The sequence below is a fragment of the Promicromonospora sukumoe genome (assembly GCF_014137995.1).
In the GTDB taxonomy this organism is placed as follows: Bacteria; Actinomycetota; Actinomycetes; order Actinomycetales; family Cellulomonadaceae; genus Promicromonospora; species Promicromonospora sukumoe.
Genome location: NZ_JACGWV010000001.1, coordinates 2070825 through 2090794 on the forward strand (window position 1 = coordinate 2070825; position 19970 = coordinate 2090794).

Here is a 19970-nt window from a genome sequence, read left to right on the forward strand (position 1 = left end):
GGGCAGGGTCAAAGAGCGGCCGACGGCGCGACCGTGGCGTTAGCCGGACCGGCTCTCGTGCCGGAGCTCCTCGGCGCGGGTGGTCGCCGCCCACGTGGCGAGCAGGGCGAGCGAGTCGGCGCTCGGCGAACCAGGGGCCGGTGAGTACGCGACCATCACCAGGCCGGGGTCGGCGGGGAGGTCGAAGCTCTCGAAGCTGAGCTCGAGCTCGCCCACGACGGGATGGTGCAGGCGCTTGACGCCCGTCCGGTGCAGGAGGACGTCGTGCGTGGCCCAGCGCACCCGGAAGTCCTCGCTCCGGGTGGACAGCTCGCCGATCAGGTTGATCAGGGCGGGGTCGTCCGGGTTGCGCCCGGCCTCCTGCCGTAGCGCCGCCGCGGTGTCCGCGGCGTTCTTCTCCCAGTCGAGCAGGAACTGCCGGGCCGCCGGGTCCAGGAACGTGAAGCGCGCCGCGTTGGCCGGGCGCTGCGGGGTCGCGAGCACCGGCTGGTACAGGGCCCGTCCGAGCTCGTTCATGGCGAGGATGTCCTGCCGGCCGTTGCGGATCCAGGCCGGTGCGTCGGTGATGGCCTCCAGGATCCGCTGGACGACCGGGCGGACCTGCTGCGGGGCGGGCCGCCGACGCCGGGGCTCGCGCCGGGGCGCCGCACGGGCGAGGTCGAAGAGGTGGGCGTGCTCCGCCTCGTCGAGCTGCAGCGCGCGAGCCACCGCCTCGAGCACCGCGTCCGAGACGTTGCTCAGGTTCCCACGCTCCATCCGGGCGTAGTACTCGACGCTCACCCCGGCGAGCAGGGCGACCTCCTCCCGGCGGAGCCCGGGGACACGCCGGGTCGACCCGAAGCTCGGCAGGCCGCTCTCCTCCGGGCGCACGCGCGCCCGGCGTGAGGTGAGGAAGTCCCGCACGTCCTGGCGCTGGTCGGTCATGGTCTCGATGGTAGGTCGGGGGCCGCGGCGCAGGGAGGAACTGCCAGTGCACCTCACGGCAGTTCCTTCCGGGGCGACCCGCGGACGCGTTCACTGGCCGCATGAACGAGATCACCCTGAACAACGGCGTCGTCATGCCCGCCCTGGGCTTCGGCGTCTTCCAGAGCGGACCGCGCGAGACCGCCGACGCCGTGGAGGTCGCGCTGGCGACCGGCTACCGGCTCGTCGACACCGCCGCCGTGTACTTCAACGAGGGGGAGGTGGGGGAGGGCATCCGGCGCTCGGGCCTCGCCCGGGACGAGGTGTTCGTCGAGACCAAGGTGTGGGTCTCGGACTACGGCTACGACGAGACCTTCCACGCGTTCGAGAAGTCGGCGGGCAAGCTCGGGTACGACACGATCGACCTGCTGCTCCTGCACCAGCCGGCGCCCGACCGGTTCGGCTCGACGGTGGCCGGGTACCGGGCGCTGGAGAAGCTGCTCGCGGACGGCCGCGTGCGTGCCATCGGCGTGAGCAACTTCCTGCCGGACCACCTGGACCGGCTGATCGCCGAGACGGACGTGGTCCCCGCGGTGAACCAGATCGAGCTGCATCCCTACAGCACGCAGCCGGCGGTGCAGCGGGCGAACGCGGCGCACGGCATCGTCAGCCAGGCGTGGTCACCGATCGGCGGGATCACCTTCTACCCGGGCTACGGCGGCGGGCGCAGCAGCGTGCTGGACGACCCCGGCCTCCAGGCGGTCGCGCGAGCCCACGGCAGGTCGGCCGCGCAGGTCATGCTCCGGTGGCACCTGCAGCGTGGCAGGTCGGCCATCCCCAAGTCGGTGACGCCCTCGCGCATCGCCGAGAACTTCGACGTCTTCGACTTCGACCTCACCGCGGACGAGCTCGCGCTGATCGAGACGCTGGACCGGGGCGTCCTGAACGGCCCCGACCCGGAGGACCCGGAGACGCCGCGCCGCTTCAACTTCGACCGACCCATCCCGGAGGCGTAGCCGGTGGGCGCGAGGCAGGGCTGAGATCGGGGCGCGAGCTAGTCGCCGCGACCCGCGCCGTGGCCGGCCTGCACGCCGGCGACGACCCCGCCGTCGACCAGCAGGTCCGTGCCGGTGACGTACCCCGCACCCGGCCCGGTGAGGAACTCGACGGCCGCGGCGACGTCGCTCGCGGTGCCCGGTGCGCCCGCCGCGGAGCCGGCCAGCAGCGCGCGGATCTGGGCGCCCGCCTCGGTCGCGAGCTCCTGCTGGCCCATCGGCGTGGAGATCAGTCCCGGGCTCACGCTGTTGATCCGCGCACCCCGCTCGCCCCAGACCCGTGCGGCGGCCTGCACCCGCACCTGGTTGGCGCGCTTGGCCAGCCCGTAGGCCGCCCCGGGGCTCGCGAAGGCGGGGTCCGTCAGGAACGGGAGCGCGAGCAGGTGCTCCGTCGGCGTGGTCGCCAGGGCGGCCTCGACCTCGGCCGGAAGCCGCGCCGCCGTCATCGTCCCGGCCATGCTCGCGATGACGACGCCGGAGCCGCCCGGCGCGACGACCGTCGAGAACGCCTCGAGGAAGTGCGCGACGCCGAGCAGGTCCACCCGCAGGATCGCCTCGGAGGTGGCTTGCGCGGGGGACAGGCCGGCGGTGTGCACCGCGGTGAGCACCTCGCCCAGATCCGCGGCGGCTTCCGCCGTCGCGGTCATCGAGGCCTGGTCGGACACGTCCACCCGCCGGGTGCTGACGTCGAAGCCGTCGCCGGAGAGCTGACCGTGCAGGCGGTCGAGCAACGCCTCGTCGATGTCCGCCAGGAGCACCCGGCGTCCGGAGCCGATCCGGCGGACGACCGCCTCGCCCATGCCGCCGGCCCCGATCACGACCAGTACCTTCTTCATGCTCTGCTCCTCGTTCGTCCAGGTGGTCAGGTGTGCAGGTACGAGGCGCCGTTGACGTCGAGCACGGCCCCGGAGGACCAGCGGGCCTCGGGCGACGCCAGGTACACGACGGCGGCGGCGACCTCCTCGGCGGTGCCCACCCGCCCGAACGGGCTCTGCGCGCGCAGACCGTCGCCCTGCTCGCCCGCGAGCTTGGCGGCCTGCCGGTCGGTCGCCACGAAGCCGGGCGCCACCGAGGCCACGGCGATGTCGTGCGGAGCCAGCGCCAGGGCCAGCGACTGGCCGAGCGCGTGCACCCCGGCCTTCGTCGCGCCGTACGCCGGGTAGTCGGGCTCCCCGCGGAGCGCCCCACGGGAGCCGACGTTGACGATCGCACCGCCCGTTCCTGACGCGACCAGGTGCCGGGCCGCCGCCCAGCTCACGTGGGCCGTGCCGAGCAGGTTGACGCGCACCATCGTGTCCCACGCGGCGGCCCAGTCCTCGAAGGAGGTGTCCTGGACCCGGTGGACGTTGCCCGGGTCGGGCGCCGCCCCGGCGTTGTTGACCAGCACGGAGATCCCGCCCAGCCCCGCGACCGCCTCGTCCACCAGTGCGGTCGCCGCCGCCGGGTCGCCCAGGTCGCCCTGCACCAGGACGTGGCCGGAGCCGGGCAGCGCGGCGAGGGTCTGCGCGGCGTCGTCCCGGCCGTGGGCGTAGTGCACGGCGACGCGGTCGCCTCGTTCGGCGAAGGCCAGCGCCGTGGCGCGGCCGATGCCCCGGGACGCCCCCGTGACCAGGACGCCGCGGGACCCGGCGGCCGTCACCGGACCGCCCCCGGCAGGACTGTTCGCGGCAGGGCTGTCCCCGGCAGGACGGGGTGGCTGGACGCGCTGGTCGTGTGCACGAGTTTCTCCTGACGATCCGGGCGGCTGCTCGTGGTGCTCAGTGTGCCGCACGCCCAGGACGCCTGAGACGGGCCGCTGCGCCGGGCGCGGGCCGTCCCGTCATGGTGAGGTGTTCCGCAGGGACGACGCAGAGATGACGTGGTGTCACTGACGGGCGGGCAGGACCGATGTCAAAATATCCATCTGGATATTTTGGCTGTCCTGGACGTCGAGAGGAAAGACAGATCGTGGAGATCACTGAGCAGGCGACCTCGCGCCGGGCTCGGGGCGCCGGCTCCCGGCGCTCCGCCTGGTTCTGGGTGCCCCTCGCGCTGCTGGTCGTGCTCGTGGCGGTGCTCGGCTGGTTGAACCAGACGCCTTGGTGGGGCTGGGGCCTGGTCGCGCTGCTGCTGGTCGGGCTGGTGCTGTCCGCCAGATGGTGGCTGCGGCGCGGCGTGCTGCTCCGGGTGGGGGCGTGGCTGGTCGCGACCGCCGTCGTCGCCGGGACCGTGGTGCTCGCCCATCCCGGGCCGCAGTACCGGGTCGCCGGCGGCGCGGAGCGCGCGGCGACGGAGCCGGTCGAGACGCGCGAGGGCCCCGTGACGGGCGTCCGCAATGACAGCGGCACGGTCGAGATCTTCGCCGGCGTCCCGTACGCCGCGCCCCCGGTCGGCGAGCTGCGCTGGCAGGCGCCGCGGCCGCCCGAGCCGCGTTCCGAGGTGCTGGTGGCCGACCGCTTCTCGGCGGCGCCCGTCCAGGGCACCACGACGTTCACGACCAGGGCGCTGGCACGGTCCCTGGAGATCCCCCTGGAGGACACGTTCCTCAACCCGTACCCGGTCAGCGAGGACAGCCTCTACCTGAACATCTGGCGGCCCACCGGGGCGGCGTCGGCCGACCTGCCGGTGATCGTCTACGTGCCCGGCGGCGGCTTCGCCACCGGCTCGGGCGCGCTGCCGCTGTACGACGGCGAGGCGCTCGCCGCCACCGGCGAGGCGGTCGTGGTCACGATCAACTACCGGCTCGGCGTGCTCGGCTTCCTGTCGCACCCGGAGCTGGCGGCGGAGTCCGGGTACGACGCGTCCGGCAACTACGGGATCCTGGACCAGGTCGCCGCCCTGGACTGGGTGCGGCAGAACGTCGCGGCCTTCGGCGGCGACCCGGACCGGGTCACCGTGGCGGGGGAGTCGGCCGGCGGGGAGAGCGTGTGCATCCTGGGTGCCACGCCCCTGACCGAGGGTCTCGTGGACGGCATCATCGGCAGCAGCGGGGCCTGCATGGGCACCGAGGGCGACACCGAGGACGGCGACCAGAGCGACTCCCGGGCCGTCGCGGAGGACGCCGGCGAGCGCCTCGCCCAGGAGCTGGGCGTGGCGACGGTGGCGGAGCTGCGGGACCTGCCCGTGGACCGGATCACCGAGGCCGCGGCGGCCGTCGGCCCGCACTGGCGGCCGTCCGTCGACGGCCACGTGCTCGACCGCAGCCCGGCGGAGATCTACGCGGCGGGCGACCAGCTCGACGTGCCGACCATGGTGGGCAGCAACGCGGACGAGCTCTCCATCGCCGCGGCCTTCCCGTCCGAGCCGATGACGCCCGCGGAGTACCGCGCGACGGTCCAGGAGGCACACGGCGACGACACCGCGGCGTTCCTCGACCTGTACCCCGGGGAGACCGAGGAGCAGGTGGCCGACTCGATGCTGGCGGCGCCGGCCGACCGGGTCTTCACCCGCGCGATGTACCGGTGGGCGCACCTGCAGTCGCGGAGCGGCGAGGCGCCCGCCTACCTCTACTTCTTCACGCACACCCCGCCCGACGAGGCCCTCCTGGAGTACGGGGCGTACCACGGCGCGGAGGTGATGTACGCCTTCCGCAACCTCGGTGCGGACGACGACGCGGACTACGGCGAGGCCGACCACCTGCTGCGCGACCAGCTCAGCGGCTACTGGCTGAGCTTCGCGGCGACCGGCGACCCGAACGGGACCGGGCTGCCCGCCTGGCCGACGTTCGCCGAGGCGCCGGAGCAGGTCATGGAGCTCGGTACGCCGAGCGGCATGACGGACCGGCCCCGGCCCGAGGCCGTCGACTTCTGGATGAGCTACCAGGGACCGGTCGCATGAGGCCCGCCGAGACGTCCCGCGCCCTGACGCGGCTGGCCGCCGTACTCGCCTTCCTGGGCCCGGTCGCCTTCCTGGTGGCCGAGGCGGTGTCCGCGGTGGCCTGGACGGCGGGTGCCTACGACTACGGCGTGAACTTCATCAGCGACCTCGGCACCACCGTCTGCGGCGCGGAGTACGGCGGGCGGGTGATGTGCTCCCCGCTGCACGCCGTGATGAACGCCGGGTTCGTGACGATGGGGCTGAGCATGGGCGGGCTGTTCACGGTGCTGGCGCTGCGCAGGCGTGGTGCCGTGGGCGTCCTGGTCGCCGTCGCGGGCTGGTCCGTCACGCTCGACATGTTCCTGGTCGCACTCTTCCCCGGAGGTGCCGAGTCCGTCGGTGACGGGACGATCGCCCTGCACGTGCTCGGGGCCGCGGTCGCGATCCTGTTCGCCAACGCGCTGTTCGTGGTGGTCGGGGCGGGGGCCCGCCGCTTCGGCCTGCCCGCCTGGTCGGCGGCGACCGTCGTCCTCGGCGTCGTCGGGCTGGTCGGTCTGGTGCTGACCCTCGCGCCGCAGGAGCTGGCCGAGCCCGCCGTCTTCGAACGGGTCGCGGTCTACTCGATCTTCGCCGCGTGCGGCGTCACCGGCGCCGCGCTCCTCGCCGCGTCGCGGCGGAGCCTCGGGGAGGCGCGGCCGACCAGGTGAGGTGACCGTCCCCGAGGGGTGTCACCCCTCGGGGACGTCGCCCTCGCCGTCGCCGTCGTCCCCAGCCCCGGCCTGGGCCGACGGCGCGGCCGGTCGTCCGCCGTCGACGGCGTCGGCGACGGCCGTGCCGATGCGCTGCAGGGCCTTCAGGTCCGCCGGCTCGAGGTTGTCGATCAGGTACTCGCGCACCGCCGCGACATGCCCGGGCGCGGCCGCCACGACGACGTCGTTCCCGGCGTCGGTCAGGGTCGTGTTGGTGCGCCGTCCGGCCCCGGGTATCCGGGACCGGGTGACCAGCCCGCGCTTCTCCAGCCGGGCGACCACGTGCGACAGCCGGGACAGCGACGCCGCCGTCCGCGCGGCCAGCCGGCTCATCTGCATGGTCCGGTCCGGCTCCTCGGAGAGCACGGAGAGCACCATGTACTCGAAGAAGGTCATCTGGGACTCGCGCTGCATCCGGGCGTCCAGGGCGGCCGGCAGGCTGATCATGATCGCGGAGTTGGCCAGCCACGCCGCCATCTCGTCCTCGTTCAGCCAGAGCGGCCGGTCCTGTCGTCGCGCGTCCACCGTCTTCGCCATGCGGCCACCCTAGGCCCCGGGTTCTTGACGCATCAAGTTTTGGCGTGTAGATATTGACGCCTCAAGTTCAACTTGTGACGTCAAGTTCGGTCCCGGGTGCGGCTCGGGAGGCGGCGGGCGTCCGGACGGGGAGAGGGAACTTCCATGCAGAACACGTCGCTCGGCGGCCTCGAGGTCTCGCGCATCGGCCTGGGCGTCATGGGCATGTCCGACTTCTACACCGGCAAGGGGGAGTCCGAGGAGAGCTCGGTCGCCACCATCCGGCACGCCCTGGACCTCGGTGTCACGCACCTGGACACGGCCGAGGTGTACGGGGGCTTCGCCAACGAGACCCTGCTGGGCCGGGCCCTGAAGGGGCGCCGGGACGAGGTGGTGGTCGCCACCAAGTTCGGGCTGGTGTCCCACACGGGCAGGGGCGGGCTGGACAGCACGCCGGCGAACGTCCGGCTCGCGGTCGAGGGGTCGCTGCGCCGCCTGGGCACGGACCACATCGACCTGTACTACCAGCACCGCGTCGACCCCGACACCCCGATCGAGGACACCGTCGGCGCCCTGTCCGAGCTGGTCGCCGAGGGCAAGGTCCTGCACATCGGGCTGTCCGAGGCCGGTCCCGCGACGATCCGCCGCGCGCACGCGGTCCACCCCGTGGCCGCGGTCCAGAGCGAGTACTCGCTCTGGACCCGGGACCCCGAGGCGGAGGTGCTCCCGGTGCTGCGTGAGCTGGGGATCGGTCTGGTGCCCTACTCGCCCCTGGGCCACGGCTTCCTGACCGGGAACATCCGCTCGCTCGACGGGCTCGACGCCGACGACTGGCGTCGCACCAACCCGCGGTTCACCGGCGGCAACCTGGAGCGCAACCTGCGCATCGTCGACGAGGTCCGGGAGGTGGCGGCCGAGGCCGGCGCCAGCCCCGCGCAGGTCGCTCTGGCCTGGCTCCTGGCCCAGGGGGAGGGCATCGCGCCCATCCCCGGGACCCGGCGCGCCGAGCGGCTGGAGGAGAACGTCGCCGCCGTCGGCATCGCGCTGACCGCGGACCAGATCGGTCGGCTGAACAGCCTGACCCCCGCGTCGGGCGACCGCCACGACCGGGGCGGCATGGCCGTCGTCGGCCTGTAGCGCCCAGGCTCGGTCGCACCCGCCGGCCGGGCTTGACCGTGTCGCGAGAACACAGTTCAGCATCGGGGGCATGAACTTGTCAGACGTCACGTCGCGGGCGCCGCGCGTCCGCCCCCGCATCTGGATCGGTGTCGCCGTCTACCTGGCCTATCTCGCCGTGTTCTACGCGATCTGGATCGTCAACGGCATCGACTACGCCCGCGTCGGCGAGAGCGCGGAGACGCTGCTGAAGTGGTACGTCGCCCCGCTCGCCGGCGGCCTCGTCGTCATCACCGTCCTGGTGACGGTGCTCGGGTGGTGGCGCCCCTCGACGACCGGGCGGCGGAGCGCGCCCCGCTGGGTCTGGGCGGTCCCCGTCGTGATGGCCGTGGTGGCGGTCGTCAATATGATCTTCGGCGACTTCACCACCGTCACGCCGACTATGTGGCTCTACCTCGTGGCCGGCAGCCTCCTGGTCGGGTTCAACGAGGAGCTGGTGACCCGAGGTCAGCTCATGGTCGCCGTCGGCAGCCGCTTCGGTGAGACGGGCGTCTGGCTGCTCACCACGGTGCTGTTCGCGCTGCTGCACCTGCCGAACTACTTCTTCGGGATCGGCTCGCTCGCGTTCCTCCAGGTGTTCATCCAGTTCGGCCTGGGCTCCGTGTACTACCTGGCCCGCCGGATGACCGGGTCGATCGTGCCCGCCATGCTGCTGCACGGGCTGTGGGACTTCTCGACGTTCTCCGCCAACGTGCCGTGGGCCGGACTCATGGCGCCGTTCCTCGGCATCGCCGGCGTGATCGTCGTCGTGGTGCTCCTGAGGCGCCGGCGGGGAGTTGTGCAAGCCTGAACGCGTGGCCGTCAGATATGTGAGCGACCTTGCGCGGGCGAACTGGAGCTCGCTGGCTTCCAGCGTCGCGGGGTTCGCCGCCATCTGGTTCTTCCTGACCAGTCGCGAGGAGCCGGGCCAGCGCGAGGTGCTGATGGCGTTCTACCTCGCCGCCTGGCCCGCGTTCGTGCTGATGTACCTGGTGTGGACCCATGTCGTCTACACCGACCGGGACGCGCAGTCCCTCGTCAGGGCCGCCGTCCGGGAGGCCCGGTCCCTGCAGCGCCCGCTGGTGAAGATCCTCGGGTACGGCGGGGCCTCCAACTGGACCCTGATCGGCGCCGTGGTCGCCGTCGTGCTCACCATCGTCGTCGCGCAGAACCCCGCCTTCCGCGACGACTGGACCTTCATCGCCCTCGGGCTGCTCTCCGTGGCGAGCTCGTGGGCGCTGATGGTCTACTCCTTCGCCCTCGCGTACCTGCGGCTCGCGTCGGTGCACGACGAGGGCGAGGCGCCCATCGACGTTCACGTCGACGGCGACCCGATCTTCTCCGACTACCTGACGCTCGCCGTCCTGCTCTCCACGATGGCGGCCACCGTGTCGGCGACCATCCGTACGCGCCGCGCCTGGACCCTCGTCCGGGTCAACATCCTGTTCGCGTTCACGTTCAACACCGTGATCGTCGCGATGATGGTGTCCCTGCTGTTCGGCGGCCTGCTCACCTGATCAGGCGTCGCCTGGTCGGTCCTCGGTGCCCTCGTCCCCGGCGCTCTCGCCCATGCGGGCACGGGCGAGCCTCGTGGCACGCTCCAGGACGTCGAGCTGCGCGGGGTTGTAGATCGCGCGCATGGTCTCGGCCATGGCGACGGCCGTCGACCGCACCGACTGCCGCAGATGCGTCTCCGGCGCGTCGATCCACGGGTAGCTCCGCAGGGCCTTCGCGATCGTCCCCGAGAACTCCTCGGCCAGGCGCTCGCGGGCCGGCTCGTCGGCGTCGGCGGGGAGCGACTCGAACTTCGCCGTCGCGGGGTCCGGGTCGGTGTCGAGCATCTGGCGGACGTCGTCCATCACGCCCGGCTCGTAGAGCTGCGCGTAGATGAGCGTGAGGGACCGCTCGGACGCGGACAGCCGCGGGGCGACACCGGCGAACCCGGTCGCCACGTCCGTGACCGAGCCGTGCTCCATCATGTCGGCGATCTCGGCGCGGGCCCGCTCGCTGCGCTCGATCGTCTCGGCGAGGTCGGCGTCGATGGCGGACAGCACCTCCGGGGAGGTCCCGACCCCGGAGTCCAGCCGCACGATCTCCGCGATCGGCACGCCGATGTCGCGCAGGCGCCGGATCTGCAGCAGGCGGACGAGATGGGGCACGCCGTACTGCTTGTACCCGTTCGACCGGCGGTCGGGCTGGTCGAGCAGCCCACGCTGGTGGTAGTGGCGGACCGCGTTGACGGTCGTGCCCGCAAGATCGGCCAGCTCGCGGGTGCTCCACGCCATGGTCCTGCCTCCGGTCGAGTCCGTGCCCGGAGCTCGTTCCCGGACGAAGCAGAAGTGTTCCGGAAGATCCAGGGGCGGGCTAGTCGTGGCCGGCCGGATCAAGCGGTATCCAGCACTTGACCCTGTTCCAGGAACATGGTCTCCACTGGGAGCGAGCCGAGACGTCTCGGCAGCACAGCCAGCACTCACAAGGAACTCATCATGAACCCCGTCGAGCAGCTCGTCTCGAACTTCCAAGAATTCGTGGGCCAGGTCCCCGAGATCATCCGGCCTCTCGTCGTGATGCTCGCCGGCGCCGTCCCGTTCCTCGAGGGCGAGGTGGCCTCGATGATCGGCGTCCTCGGCGGTCTGAACCCCGTGGTGGCGGGCCTCGCGGCGGCCGCGGGCAACTTCCTGTGCGTGTTCGTGGTCGTGGTTCTCACGTCGAGGGCGCGCGTCGCCGTCACCGGCTACCGCGCCAGGACCGCCGAAGCGGGTGCCGAGACGCAGGAGCCCGCGCCGGCCAAGCCCGAGTCGAAGGGCCGCCTGCGCTTCAAGAAGTGGCTCGTCCGGTTCGGTGTTCCCGGTGCGAGCATCCTCGGCCCGCTGGCCATCCCGACCCAGTTCACGTCCGCGATCCTCGTCGCGGGCGGGACGCCGCGGGCGTGGGTGCTGCTCTGGCAGGCGGTGGCGATCGTCCTGTGGACGACCCTGGCGACCGTCTCGACCACGCTCGCACTCCACTTCGTCATCCCCGGCTGAGCCATCCCCGGCTGAACGGCTCAGCCGCTCGCGCGGGGCACGAGCCGGGGCCTGAGCACCTCGTGCCGGTCCTCGGCACGCCCGCCCAGCCGCTCGCGCAGCAGCTCCGCCGCGAGCTCGCCCATGCGCTCGCGCGGCTGGTGCACGCTGGTCAGCCGCGGGCGGGCGCGCAGGGCCAGCGCCGAGTCGTCGTAGCCGACCACCGCGAGGTCGTCCGGGACGTCGAGCCCGTGGTCCCACGCGTGGTCGAGCACGTCGAACGCCTCGACGTCGTTGCGGGCGAAGACGGCGGTGGAGCCTTCCGCCGTCGCCTCGCGGAGCAGGCCGGTGGCCGCCTCGCCGGGGTGGCGCCGCAGCACGCGGGTGTACGCCTCCAGGCCGTGCTCGGCCATCGCCGTGCGGTAGCCGCGCTCGCGGGCCAGCCCGGCGGGCCGCCGCGACGACGTCAGGTGGGCGATGCGCTCGTGCCCGGCGGCGACGAGGTGGCGCACCACGAGCGCCGCGCCCAGCTCGTCGTCGTTGTTCACCGAGTCGATCCCCGCCACGGGTTCGAGCGAGCGGCCCACCATGATGACCGGGGCCCGCCGGGCGGCGGACTGCAGGGTGCCGGGGTCGGCCCACGAGGACACGACGATGAGTCCCGCGACGTTCAGGTCGAGCAGCGAGTTCATGCGGTCGGCCAGGCGGCCCTGGTCCCGGGCCCCGTGGGCCAGGAGCACCGACAGGCCGTCGGCCTGGGCGGCCTGCTCCACCGACTCCACGACCTGCGTGTGGTACGGGTTGTCGAGGCTGGAGACCACGACGCCGAGCAGGGTGCTGCGGCGCTGGCGCAGCCCCTGGGCCAGGGTGTTGGACCGGTAGCCCAGCTCGTCGGCGACCCGCAGGATGCGCTCGCGGGTCGCGGCCCCGACCCCGGGGGCGTCGCGCAGGGCGAGCGAGACGAGGGACTTCGAGACGCCGGCGTGCGTCGCCACGTCGATGATGGTCGGCCTCGGGGCCATGCGCTCTCCTCTCGCGGGCCACCCGGGTCGGGCTGGTCACCCGGGTGCCGCGTCGTCCTGGTGCTCCCACGCCCGTTTCTACCCGATGCCGGGAGGGTCGCGCGCCGGGTGCGGCGGGGGTGAACTGGAACGTTCCAGAAATTGGACGTCCGTTCACCTTCGGTCCAGGTGCCCGACGCCGGGGCGTCGCCGCCCGTACCTAGCGTCACCGACCGTGACCGACACCTCCGCCGCCGGCGCCCCGAGCGCCCCCAGTGCCCTTGCCGCCAGCTCCCTTGCCGTGAGCGCCCTCGCCGTCCGACCCGAAGCCCTGCTGCTCGACTTCGGCGGCGTGATCTTCCAGACGCGCAAGCGGCCCGAGGAGTGGCCCGGGGTGGCCGCGTACGTCGCGGAGCACCTGGCCCGCGCGGGCCACCGCATCGCGACGGAGGACCTGGAGTCGGTGCTGCGCGGCGGCAACACGGCCCTGAAGAGCTGGAAGAACGCACAGTCCCGGCGCCTGGAGCCCACCGAGCTGACGCACCGCGAGATCTGGCGGGACTTCTACGGCTCACCGCTGCCCGCGGCGGCGCGCGAGGTGCTGGCCGGGAGCGCCGGCCTGCTCCAGCACCACCTCACGGCGACGCTCGCCGAGCACACCGTGCGCCCCGGCATCCCCGAGCTGCTGGACCTCGCCCGCGACCTGGGCGTCCCGCTCGGCATCGTCTCCAACGCCCACTCGGGCCGGGCGCACCGCGCTCTGCTCGACGAGCACGGGCTCGGCGACGCCTTCGCCGTGCAGGTGTACTCGGACGAGGTGGGCATCCGCAAGCCGCACCCCGGCATGATCGAGCTCGCCGCCGCGGCCCTCGGGACCGCGCCCGAGCGCTGCTGGTACGTGGGGGACACCTACGACCGGGACGTCGTGGCCGGACGGCGCGCGGGCGTCGGCGCCGTGGTGCTCACCCGGCACCACCACACCGACAACCCGCCGTTCCCCGTGGCGGAGCGGGCGGACGCCGTGCTCGACACCCCGAAGGGCCTGGTCGAGCTGCTCCGCGCGGCGGAACCGGTGGCGCCGTCGTCGGCCCCGCCCATGGCGCCGTCGGCGACCCCCTCCCTGGCCGTGCCCGAAAACGGGCCGGCTCCCACCTCTCCTTCGAGCCCGAAGTTTCTTGGCTCCGGGCCCGCCCAAAGCGAAGAAACTTCGGGCTCGAAGGAGAGGCTCCCCAGCGCCCTGCTGCTCGACCACGGCGGCGTGCTGCACGTGTCGGTGCCCGACGACGCCGTCCGGCTCGCGTTCGCGGCCGGGCTGGCGGACCGGCTCACCCGCGCGGGCTACCCGCTGACGGCGGACCAGGTGTCCGACGCCATGCCCGAGGTCCGCGCGGCGCACAAGGACTGGAAGAACCGCTCCGAGGCCGACGCCGCCGGGGCGGACGTGCCCGAGATCGACGCCCGGACCTTCTGGACCCAGCTCGCGCTCGACCCGCTCGCCCGCCGGGTCGGCGGCGCCGTCGCCGAGGATCCGAGCGGCCTGCGCGCTTGGCTGCGCGCCGAGGCCCACGACCTCATGGCGCGGTACGCCCGCGCCAAGTCGGTCCCCACGCTGCGCCCCGGCGTGCGCGACCTGCTGGAGGCGGCGCACGCGCACGGCGTCCCGGTCGCCGTCGTCTCGAACACGGTGAACGGCCGCGCCGTCCGCGAGGAGCTGGACGCCGACGGCATCGGGCACCTCGTGGGCGCCCACGTCTACTCCGACGAGCTCGGCCACCGCAAGCCCGACCGGCTCATGCCGGCCACGGCGCTGCGCGCGCTCGGCGCCGACCCTGCCACCGCCGTCTTCGTCGGGGACAAGCCGCAGCGCGACGTGCTCGCCGCCCGCGCCGCGGGCGTCGGCGTCACGGTGCTCGTCCGGGGCGGCTCCACGCCCGACGACGTCCTCGACGCCCTGCACGCCGACGTCGGGCACCCCGCCCGCCCCGACCACGTGATCGACGAGATGGGCGACCTGCTCGGCCTGCTGCTGCCGGCCGCGCCGTCCGCCGTCCCCTGACCCGACCGTTCCGACCTACCCGACACCCCCCCCAGAGAGAGGCCCACCATGTCCGTGCCCGAGCTGGTCGACGACTTCCGCGACCGGATGCGCACCACCGACACCCTGTCGGGTGCGCAGAAGCTGATGATCCTCGTGCTGTCCATGACCCTGTACGGCGTGGGCGACATCGTCGCCAACATCGTGCCCGACCTCCAGGCCGGTCCCGTCGAGATCGGCGTCTCCTACTTCTCCTTCATCGCCGTGGTGCTGGCCGCCCTGCTCAACCCGCTCTGGGTCGCCCTGGGCGCGCCGCTCGGCGAGCTGGTCTTCTCCGACATGCTGCTGGGTGACTTCGGCGGCTTCAGCGAGGTCGAGGGCTGGCTGGAGACGGCGCTCGCGATCTACATCGCCGGCTGCCTCGTGCGCAACCCGCGCAGCGTGCGCCAGCTCTTCTGGGCGCCGATCGTCATGGTGCTCGTCGACAAGGTCACCGGCGGCATCATCGACATCGCCAAGGTCGCCGTCGGCATCGACCCCGAGGCGCTGGAGGAGAACGACGGCCTGTTCTCTGCGTTCCTGGTCGCCGAGGGCATCGACCTCACCCTCACCATCGTGATCTCCGGCATCCTGTTCGGCGCCCTGCCGGCCATGTGGCTCGCCCCACGCCTGTACGGGAAGATCGAGCCGATCATGGGCCTGCGCCCACGCGACCCCGCCCACCCGCCGCGCATGCGCGGTCCGTGGGGCACCTCCATCTGGGCCGTCGGCGGGCTCGCCTTCGTCGCGGCGGCCGCCGTGGCGCTCGTCGCCGCGTGGGAGGAGACCGCCGGCCGCGACGGCATCTCGACCTTCGCGGCCTTCGACCCTGACTACGTGGACCGGTTCGGCGACGCCTACCTCTGGATCGCCGCCTCGGTCGCCCTCGTGCTCGGCTTCGGCGTCTTCTTCCTGATCCGCGCCCTGCGGGCCCGGACGGCGAAGGCTGTTGACACGTCGAGCGAGGCCGCACCGAGCCCGGCCGCGCCGAGCGAGGCCGCAACGGAGCCCACGGACACCACCAGCACCGGCACGGACGCCTGATGGCCGCCCCGACCACGGCCGCGCGGCCGCTTCCGGACGGTTCGCCCGAGGGCTCGGCAGTCGGCAGCGCCGACGGCGGCACCCCGGCGATCGAGGTCCGCGGGCTCACGTTCCGCTACCCCGGCGCCGAGCGCGACTCCCTGCGCGGCGTCGACCTGCGGATCGAGCGCGGCGACTTCGTGGCCGTGGTCGGGGGCAACGGCTCCGGCAAGACCACGCTCTGCAAGGCGTTCAACGGGCTGGTGCCGCACTTCTGGAACGGCGACATCTCCGGTGCGGTCCGCGTCAACGGCCGCACCACCGCCGACCGCACCGTGGGCGAGATCGCCCACGAGGTCGGGTACGTCTTCCAGGACTTCGGCAACCAGCTCGTCCGCCCCACCGTGCGCGACGACGTCTCCTTCGCCCCCCTCAACTTCGGCCACGCCGACTGGGCCACCCGCACCGACGGGGCCCTGGCCGCCCTCGGCCTGGAGCCCATCGCCGACACCTACACCTGGCAGCTCTCCGGCGGCCAGCAGCACCTGACGGCGCTCGCGGGCGCCCTGGCCCTCGCCCCGGACGTGCTCGTGGTCGACGAGCCCGCCGCCGAGGTGGACCCCGAGCGGGCCGGCGCCGTCTACGAGCACCTCGCGCGGCTCAACCGCGACCTCGGCGTCACCGTCGTCGTGATCGAGCACCACGCCGAGCTCGTGGCCCGCTACGCGCGGTCGGTGGTGCTCATGGCCGACGGCGTCGTGCGCTGGCACCTGCCCGTGGCCGAGGCGCTGTCGCGCACCGCTGACCTGGAGGAGGCGCAGATCCCGGCGCCCCAGATCGTGGCGGCCGCGCGGGCGCTGGTCCCCGAGGTGGCCTCGGGGGAGCGCCGTGTGCCGCTCACGGTCGAGGACGCCGCGGACCTGCTCCGGCCGCTCGCGGACGCGGCCACGGCGGTGCCTCGCACCCCGACCGAGCCGGCGTCGTCCGAGGACGGGCCCGACGAGCCCGTCGCCACCATGTCCGGCGTCCGCTTCGGGTACCAGCGCATCGGCGGCTCCGGCCGCAGCACCGTGCTCGACGGCCTGGACGTCGAGCTGCGTGCGGGGGAGCGGGTCGCGCTGGTGGGCTCCAACGGCGCGGGCAAGTCCACGCTGCTCAGCGTCCTGTCGGGCCTGGCGATACCGCAGGAGGGCACGGTCGTGGTCGACGGGCGCGACACCCGCGCCGTCAGCGCCGCCGACCTCGCCGGGACGGTCTGCTACCTGGTGCAGCGCCCCGAGGAGATGTTCCTGCAGGACTCGGTCCGGGCCGACGTCGCGATGTACCCGCGGGGCCGCGCCCTGCCCGACGCCGACGAGCTGGTCGAACGCGTGCTGGACCGCACGGCGCTGACCGCGCTGTCCGACCGCGACGGCCGGCTCCTGTCGGGCGGGCAGCAGCGCCGCGCGACCATCGCCATCGGCCTGGCCATGCGGCCCCGCCTGCTGCTGCTCGACGAGCCCACCTCCAGCCTCGACCTGCGCTCGCGCGACGACGTGATCTCCATGCTGGCCTCCCTGGCCGAGCACATCCGCTGCTCGGTGATCGCCACGCACGACATGCACCTGGTGGCCGAGTGGGCCACCCGGGTGCTGGTCCTCGACCAGGGCCGGGTGCTCGCCGACGTCGATCCCGCCACCCTGTTCGCCTCCCCGGACGTGCTGCGGCAGGCCCGGCTGGTGCCGCCGCAGGTCGCGCAGCTCGGCACCGCGCTGGGCCTGGACCCCGTGCCGCTCGACGTCGGCTCCCTGATCGCCCGGCTCGGAAAGGCCCCGTCATGAGCACCCCCGCCACCACCGCGCCCGGCCCCGCCAGCCCTGCCGCCGCCGGCTCCGCCACCGCCAGCCCCAGCACCGCGAAAGCCCGCAGCGGCCTCGACCGGGCCTCGGTCGAGTGGGTCAAGCTGGAGCTGATGCGCGTGGCCTACGCGACGCGCGGCGGCTTCCTGGCCCGCCGCGACCCGCGCGCGGTGATCTTCTGGTACGTCCTGTGCGCGCTCGCGCCCTGGTTCACCTACGACACGACCGTGCTCGCGATCCTGTTCGCCGGCGCCCTGGCCTGCGCGCTCGCGGCCCGCATCGGCCCGCTCCTGCTGGTCCTGTTCACGGTCGGGCTGGTGGGGCAGGGGCTCTACCTGCTGGTCATCGCCCTGGTGCTCGGCGGCGATCCCGGCGCGGTCGACGGCCTGCTGCAGATCACGCTCAAGCTGGGCACGCTGTCCCTGGCGAGCATGGCGGCGTTCGTGTCGCTGGACCCCGAGAAGCTCTCCGACGGCCTGCTGGCCCTGCGCGCGCCGGCCGTCGTCGGGTTCGGCGTCTCGTACGGGTACCGGATGGTTCCGCTCCTGGTCGACGAGTTCCAGACGATCGTGGACGGCCACCGGCTGCGCGGTGCGCCCCACCAGGGGCACGGGTTCCTCGGCTACCGCACCGCCGCGCGGATCGGCACCATCGCCGTCCAGTCCTTCTACCCGCTCATGCTCAACACGGCCAAGCGCACCCGCACCACCGTGGAGGCGCTGGAGACGCGCGGCTTCACCGTGACGGGCAGCGCCAGCACGGCGGGGCGCAGCCTCCGGCTCGCCCACCTGCGCCTGACCTGGGCCGACGGCGCGCTGCTGCTCGTCACGGCGGTGGTGATCGTGGCGGCCTACTGGGCGGGCGCCCTTCTCTGACGGTCACACCGACCACGTCAGGGTGTTCGATCTCATGCTCGATCATGGGATCTCACCCGCCGGTTCTTCCTGCGCGCCTTGGTTTTCCCAGGCTGGCGGTGCACAGTTCTGCTGAACCACGCAGCGCGCACCGCTGCCTGATCGATAGGAACGCCTTGAACGACTCCCAGCCGTCGCCGAACACCGTCGAGGCCGCCCTGGCCCCGGGCCAGGAAGCCCCTGTCGGCCGGTACCGGCTCGAACTGAGCACGGGCCGGTGGGCCTGGTCGGACGAGGTCTTCGTGATGCACGGCTTCCAGCCCGGTGAGGTGGTGCCGACCACCGAGCTGGTGCTCGCCCACAAGCACCCGGAGGACCGGGAACGGGTGGACCACGTGATGCGCAAGGCCAACGCGACGGGCCGCCCGTTCAGCTCCGTGCACCGCATCCAGGACGCCCAGGGCACGACCCGCACGCTCACGGTCACCGGTCAGGCCACGCGTGACCCGAAGACCGGCGAGGTCACCGAGATCCGTGGGTACTTCATCGACGTCACCGAGGCCAGCCGGGAGGACGCCGCGCAGCAGGCGACCTCCTTCATCAAGGCGTCGTCGGAGAGCAGGGCGTCGATCGAGCAGGCCAAGGGCGTCCTCATGGTGGCGTTCGGCATCGAGGACTCCGCGGCGTTCGACCGCCTGCGGACGGCGTCCAACGACCTCAACATCCCGGTCCGGGACCTCGCCGGCTGGCTGATGAGCTGGTTCACCGACTCGTCGAACACCGAGATGCCGACGGCGGACGAGGTGGCCGACTTCCTCACCGCGCCGGTGCCGTCCGCGGGCGACTGAGCGCCGGCGGGGTGGCGTCCGGCGCCGTCCGGGGCGCGGATGACAATTGTCATGGCCGGACGGACGCCATCGACGGGTAGCCGGTGACACTTCGGCACTTCTGGCGCACCTACCGTGGCGCGCATGCTCACTGCATGAACCAGATCAGGGAACGTCCAGGTCAGGACGCAGTTCAGCGCCCAGGTCAGCACCCGGGGGGCGACGCCCCGGGCGGCGTCCCGTACCACCTGGTGCTCAGGGGGAAGGAGCGCCGGATCTGGCGCGGCATCCTCGCCATCGTCCTGCTCAACGCGGGCCTCGTGGGGTTCGGTGCCCTGTTCGCCCAGATCGGCGGTCAGATCGACCTCCTGCTCGGGCGGAACAGCATCGTGACCGGGGGTACCGAGTTCACCACGGTCACGCTGGCCAGCACCTTCGCTTCCAGCGCTCTGCTCATCCCGTGGAGCACGCTGATCCAGCGCTGGCTGTACGGGGTCAAGGGACGCACGCTGCACTCCGTGGCCGGCGTGTTCCGCATGGCCGTGCTCGGCCGGGCGGCCCTCGTGCTGGTGCCGGTCTGGGCGGTCTACCTGGCGGTGCTCACCGCCCTGGAGCCCTCCGCGGCGGTCGAGTGGTCGCTCGGCGACATGCTCTTCATGTTCGTGGTGACGCTCGTGGTGGTCCCGCTGCAGACCGCGGGTGAGGAGTACGGGTACCGCGGGCTGATCTTCCGGGTCACCGCGGGCTGGGCGCGCGGTGCGCGCTCCGCGCTGGTTCTCGGCGTCGGCGTCTCCGCCGTGCTGTTCACCGTGATCCACGTGTCCACCGACCTGTGGCTGAACATCCAGTTCCTGGCGGTGGGCATCGCCTTCGCGCTCATCACGTGGCGGACCGGCGGCATCGAGACGACGGTCGTGCTGCACGCCGCGAACAACGTGCTCGGGCTGATGCTGGCGCTGGTCCTGCACGCCGATCTCTCCGCGGCGCCGGACCGTTCCTCGGGTGTCGGCTCGGTGGCCTACCTGATCCCCGTGGTGCTGCTGGCGATCATCACCGCGGTGATCTGGTACCGCACCCGGCGGACCGGCCCCCCGCTCACCCCGGTCGGCGAGAGCCCGGACGAGAGCCCGGTGGAGAGCGTGGACGAGAAGGCGCAGACGGCCTGACCCGTACGC

General features: G+C 73.0%; 19 protein-coding genes. 13 read left to right on the plus strand and 6 right to left on the minus strand.

Annotation, left to right across the window (positions count from 1 at the left end; translation table 11 throughout):
* Positions 1 to 39 precede the first annotated feature (39 nt).
* Complete coding sequence (locus tag FHX71_RS09095; protein WP_182615536.1) at positions 40 to 924, minus strand: helix-turn-helix domain-containing protein; 885 nt, start codon at positions 922 to 924, stop codon at positions 40 to 42.
* A gap of 101 nt (positions 925 to 1025) precedes the next feature.
* Between FHX71_RS09095 and FHX71_RS09100 the strand changes: the two genes are divergently transcribed.
* Entirely contained in the window at positions 1026 to 1919 is an 894-nt protein-coding gene (locus FHX71_RS09100; RefSeq protein ID WP_182615539.1) for an aldo/keto reductase, read from the plus strand.
* A 38-nt stretch (positions 1920 to 1957) separates the two neighbouring features.
* Here FHX71_RS09100 and FHX71_RS09105 read toward each other — a convergent pair whose 3' ends face one another.
* Positions 1958 to 2794 carry an SDR family oxidoreductase gene (locus FHX71_RS09105; protein ID WP_182615541.1) on the minus strand — a complete coding sequence of 279 codons (837 nt, stop codon included), beginning with the start codon at positions 2792 to 2794 and terminating at the stop codon, positions 1958 to 1960.
* Positions 2795 to 2820: 26 nt separating this feature from the next.
* On the minus strand, positions 2821 to 3597 hold the full coding sequence (locus tag FHX71_RS09110) for an SDR family NAD(P)-dependent oxidoreductase (RefSeq protein ID WP_182615543.1): 777 nt from the start codon (positions 3595 to 3597) through the stop codon (positions 2821 to 2823).
* Positions 3598 to 3905: 308 nt separating this feature from the next.
* Here FHX71_RS09110 and FHX71_RS09115 point away from each other — a divergent pair, with 308 nt between their 5' ends.
* A complete protein-coding gene (locus tag FHX71_RS09115; protein WP_182615545.1) occupies positions 3906 to 5774 on the plus strand; it encodes a carboxylesterase/lipase family protein in 1869 nt (622 codons plus the stop codon).
* Positions 5771 to 6460, plus strand: coding sequence for a DUF998 domain-containing protein (locus FHX71_RS09120; RefSeq protein WP_182615546.1), 690 nt, complete (start codon positions 5771 to 5773; stop codon positions 6458 to 6460). Before FHX71_RS09115 ends, FHX71_RS09120 begins: the two co-directional genes overlap by 4 nt.
* Positions 6461 to 6481: 21 nt before the next feature.
* Here the strand turns inward: FHX71_RS09120 and FHX71_RS09125 are convergent, their stop codons facing one another.
* A complete protein-coding gene (locus tag FHX71_RS09125; RefSeq protein WP_182615548.1) occupies positions 6482 to 7039 on the minus strand; it encodes a MarR family winged helix-turn-helix transcriptional regulator in 558 nt (185 codons plus the stop codon).
* Positions 7040 to 7183: 144 nt separating this feature from the next.
* Here FHX71_RS09125 and FHX71_RS09130 point away from each other — a divergent pair, with 144 nt between their 5' ends.
* The 3 genes from FHX71_RS09130 (at position 7184) to FHX71_RS09140 (ending at position 9690) form a co-directional block, all read left to right on the plus strand.
* A complete protein-coding gene (locus tag FHX71_RS09130) occupies positions 7184 to 8155 on the plus strand; it encodes an aldo/keto reductase (RefSeq protein ID WP_182615550.1) in 972 nt (323 codons plus the stop codon).
* A gap of 70 nt (positions 8156 to 8225) precedes the next feature.
* Positions 8226 to 8984: a CPBP family intramembrane glutamic endopeptidase gene (locus FHX71_RS09135; RefSeq protein WP_182615552.1), complete on the plus strand. Its 759-nt coding sequence runs from the start codon at positions 8226 to 8228 to the stop codon at positions 8982 to 8984.
* Between the two features lie 4 nt (positions 8985 to 8988).
* Positions 8989 to 9690, plus strand: coding sequence for a DUF1345 domain-containing protein (locus FHX71_RS09140; RefSeq protein ID WP_182615554.1), 702 nt, complete (start codon positions 8989 to 8991; stop codon positions 9688 to 9690).
* Here the strand turns inward: FHX71_RS09140 and FHX71_RS09145 are convergent, their stop codons facing one another.
* Positions 9691 to 10458, minus strand: a complete 768-nt coding sequence (locus tag FHX71_RS09145) for a MerR family transcriptional regulator (RefSeq protein WP_182615556.1) — start codon at positions 10456 to 10458, stop codon at positions 9691 to 9693.
* 201 nt (positions 10459 to 10659) lie between these two features.
* Between FHX71_RS09145 and FHX71_RS09150 the strand changes: the two genes are divergently transcribed.
* Entirely contained in the window at positions 10660 to 11199 is a 540-nt protein-coding gene (locus FHX71_RS09150) for a small multidrug efflux protein (RefSeq protein WP_182615558.1), read from the plus strand.
* 20 nt (positions 11200 to 11219) lie between these two features.
* On the opposite strand, the gene FHX71_RS09155 is transcribed toward FHX71_RS09150, so the two are convergent.
* Positions 11220 to 12200 carry a LacI family DNA-binding transcriptional regulator gene (locus FHX71_RS09155; protein WP_220489586.1) on the minus strand — a complete coding sequence of 327 codons (981 nt, stop codon included), beginning with the start codon at positions 12198 to 12200 and terminating at the stop codon, positions 11220 to 11222.
* A 214-nt stretch (positions 12201 to 12414) separates the two neighbouring features.
* Here FHX71_RS09155 and FHX71_RS09160 point away from each other — a divergent pair, with 214 nt between their 5' ends.
* The 6 genes from FHX71_RS09160 (at position 12415) to FHX71_RS09185 (ending at position 19961) form a co-directional block, all read left to right on the plus strand.
* The gene (locus FHX71_RS09160; RefSeq protein WP_220489588.1) at positions 12415 to 14235 is read left to right on the plus strand and encodes an HAD family hydrolase; all 1821 of its coding nucleotides are present in this window, start codon (positions 12415 to 12417) and stop codon (positions 14233 to 14235) included.
* Between the two features lie 48 nt (positions 14236 to 14283).
* The gene (locus tag FHX71_RS09165; RefSeq protein ID WP_182615562.1) at positions 14284 to 15297 is read left to right on the plus strand and encodes a DUF8171 family membrane protein; all 1014 of its coding nucleotides are present in this window, start codon (positions 14284 to 14286) and stop codon (positions 15295 to 15297) included.
* Complete coding sequence (locus FHX71_RS09170) at positions 15297 to 17096, plus strand: ABC transporter ATP-binding protein (protein ID WP_182615577.1); 1800 nt, start codon at positions 15297 to 15299, stop codon at positions 17094 to 17096. Before FHX71_RS09165 ends, FHX71_RS09170 begins: the two co-directional genes overlap by 1 nt.
* A complete protein-coding gene (locus FHX71_RS09175; protein WP_182615579.1) occupies positions 17093 to 17989 on the plus strand; it encodes an energy-coupling factor transporter transmembrane component T family protein in 897 nt (298 codons plus the stop codon). Before FHX71_RS09170 ends, FHX71_RS09175 begins: the two co-directional genes overlap by 4 nt.
* 155 nt (positions 17990 to 18144) lie before the next feature.
* Positions 18145 to 18816, plus strand: coding sequence for a PAS and ANTAR domain-containing protein (locus FHX71_RS09180; RefSeq protein ID WP_246402407.1), 672 nt, complete (start codon positions 18145 to 18147; stop codon positions 18814 to 18816).
* Between the two features lie 134 nt (positions 18817 to 18950).
* Positions 18951 to 19961, plus strand: a complete 1011-nt coding sequence (locus FHX71_RS09185) for a CPBP family intramembrane glutamic endopeptidase (RefSeq protein ID WP_182615581.1) — start codon at positions 18951 to 18953, stop codon at positions 19959 to 19961.
* The last annotated feature ends 9 nt before the right edge of the window (positions 19962 to 19970 follow it).

Bases quoted from the DNA above. Each gene is read 5' to 3' on its own strand.
- FHX71_RS09095 (WP_182615536.1), bottom strand. From the start codon at position 924: ATGACCGACCAGCGCCAGGACGTGCGGGACTTCCTCACCTCACGCCGG.
- FHX71_RS09100 (WP_182615539.1), top strand. From the start codon at position 1,026: ATGAACGAGATCACCCTGAACAACGGCGTCGTCATGCCCGCCCTGGGC.
- FHX71_RS09105 (WP_182615541.1), bottom strand. From the start codon at position 2,794: ATGAAGAAGGTACTGGTCGTGATCGGGGCCGGCGGCATGGGCGAGGCG.
- FHX71_RS09120 (WP_182615546.1), top strand. From the start codon at position 5,771: ATGAGGCCCGCCGAGACGTCCCGCGCCCTGACGCGGCTGGCCGCCGTA.
- FHX71_RS09125 (WP_182615548.1), bottom strand. From the start codon at position 7,039: ATGGCGAAGACGGTGGACGCGCGACGACAGGACCGGCCGCTCTGGCTG.
- FHX71_RS09130 (WP_182615550.1), top strand. From the start codon at position 7,184: ATGCAGAACACGTCGCTCGGCGGCCTCGAGGTCTCGCGCATCGGCCTG.
- FHX71_RS09135 (WP_182615552.1), top strand. From the start codon at position 8,226: ATGAACTTGTCAGACGTCACGTCGCGGGCGCCGCGCGTCCGCCCCCGC.
- FHX71_RS09145 (WP_182615556.1), bottom strand. From the start codon at position 10,458: ATGGCGTGGAGCACCCGCGAGCTGGCCGATCTTGCGGGCACGACCGTC.
- FHX71_RS09150 (WP_182615558.1), top strand. From the start codon at position 10,660: ATGAACCCCGTCGAGCAGCTCGTCTCGAACTTCCAAGAATTCGTGGGC.
- FHX71_RS09155 (WP_220489586.1), bottom strand. From the start codon at position 12,200: ATGGCCCCGAGGCCGACCATCATCGACGTGGCGACGCACGCCGGCGTC.
- FHX71_RS09165 (WP_182615562.1), top strand. From the start codon at position 14,284: ATGTCCGTGCCCGAGCTGGTCGACGACTTCCGCGACCGGATGCGCACC.
- FHX71_RS09170 (WP_182615577.1), top strand. From the start codon at position 15,297: ATGGCCGCCCCGACCACGGCCGCGCGGCCGCTTCCGGACGGTTCGCCC.
- FHX71_RS09175 (WP_182615579.1), top strand. From the start codon at position 17,093: ATGAGCACCCCCGCCACCACCGCGCCCGGCCCCGCCAGCCCTGCCGCC.
- FHX71_RS09185 (WP_182615581.1), top strand. From the start codon at position 18,951: ATGAACCAGATCAGGGAACGTCCAGGTCAGGACGCAGTTCAGCGCCCA.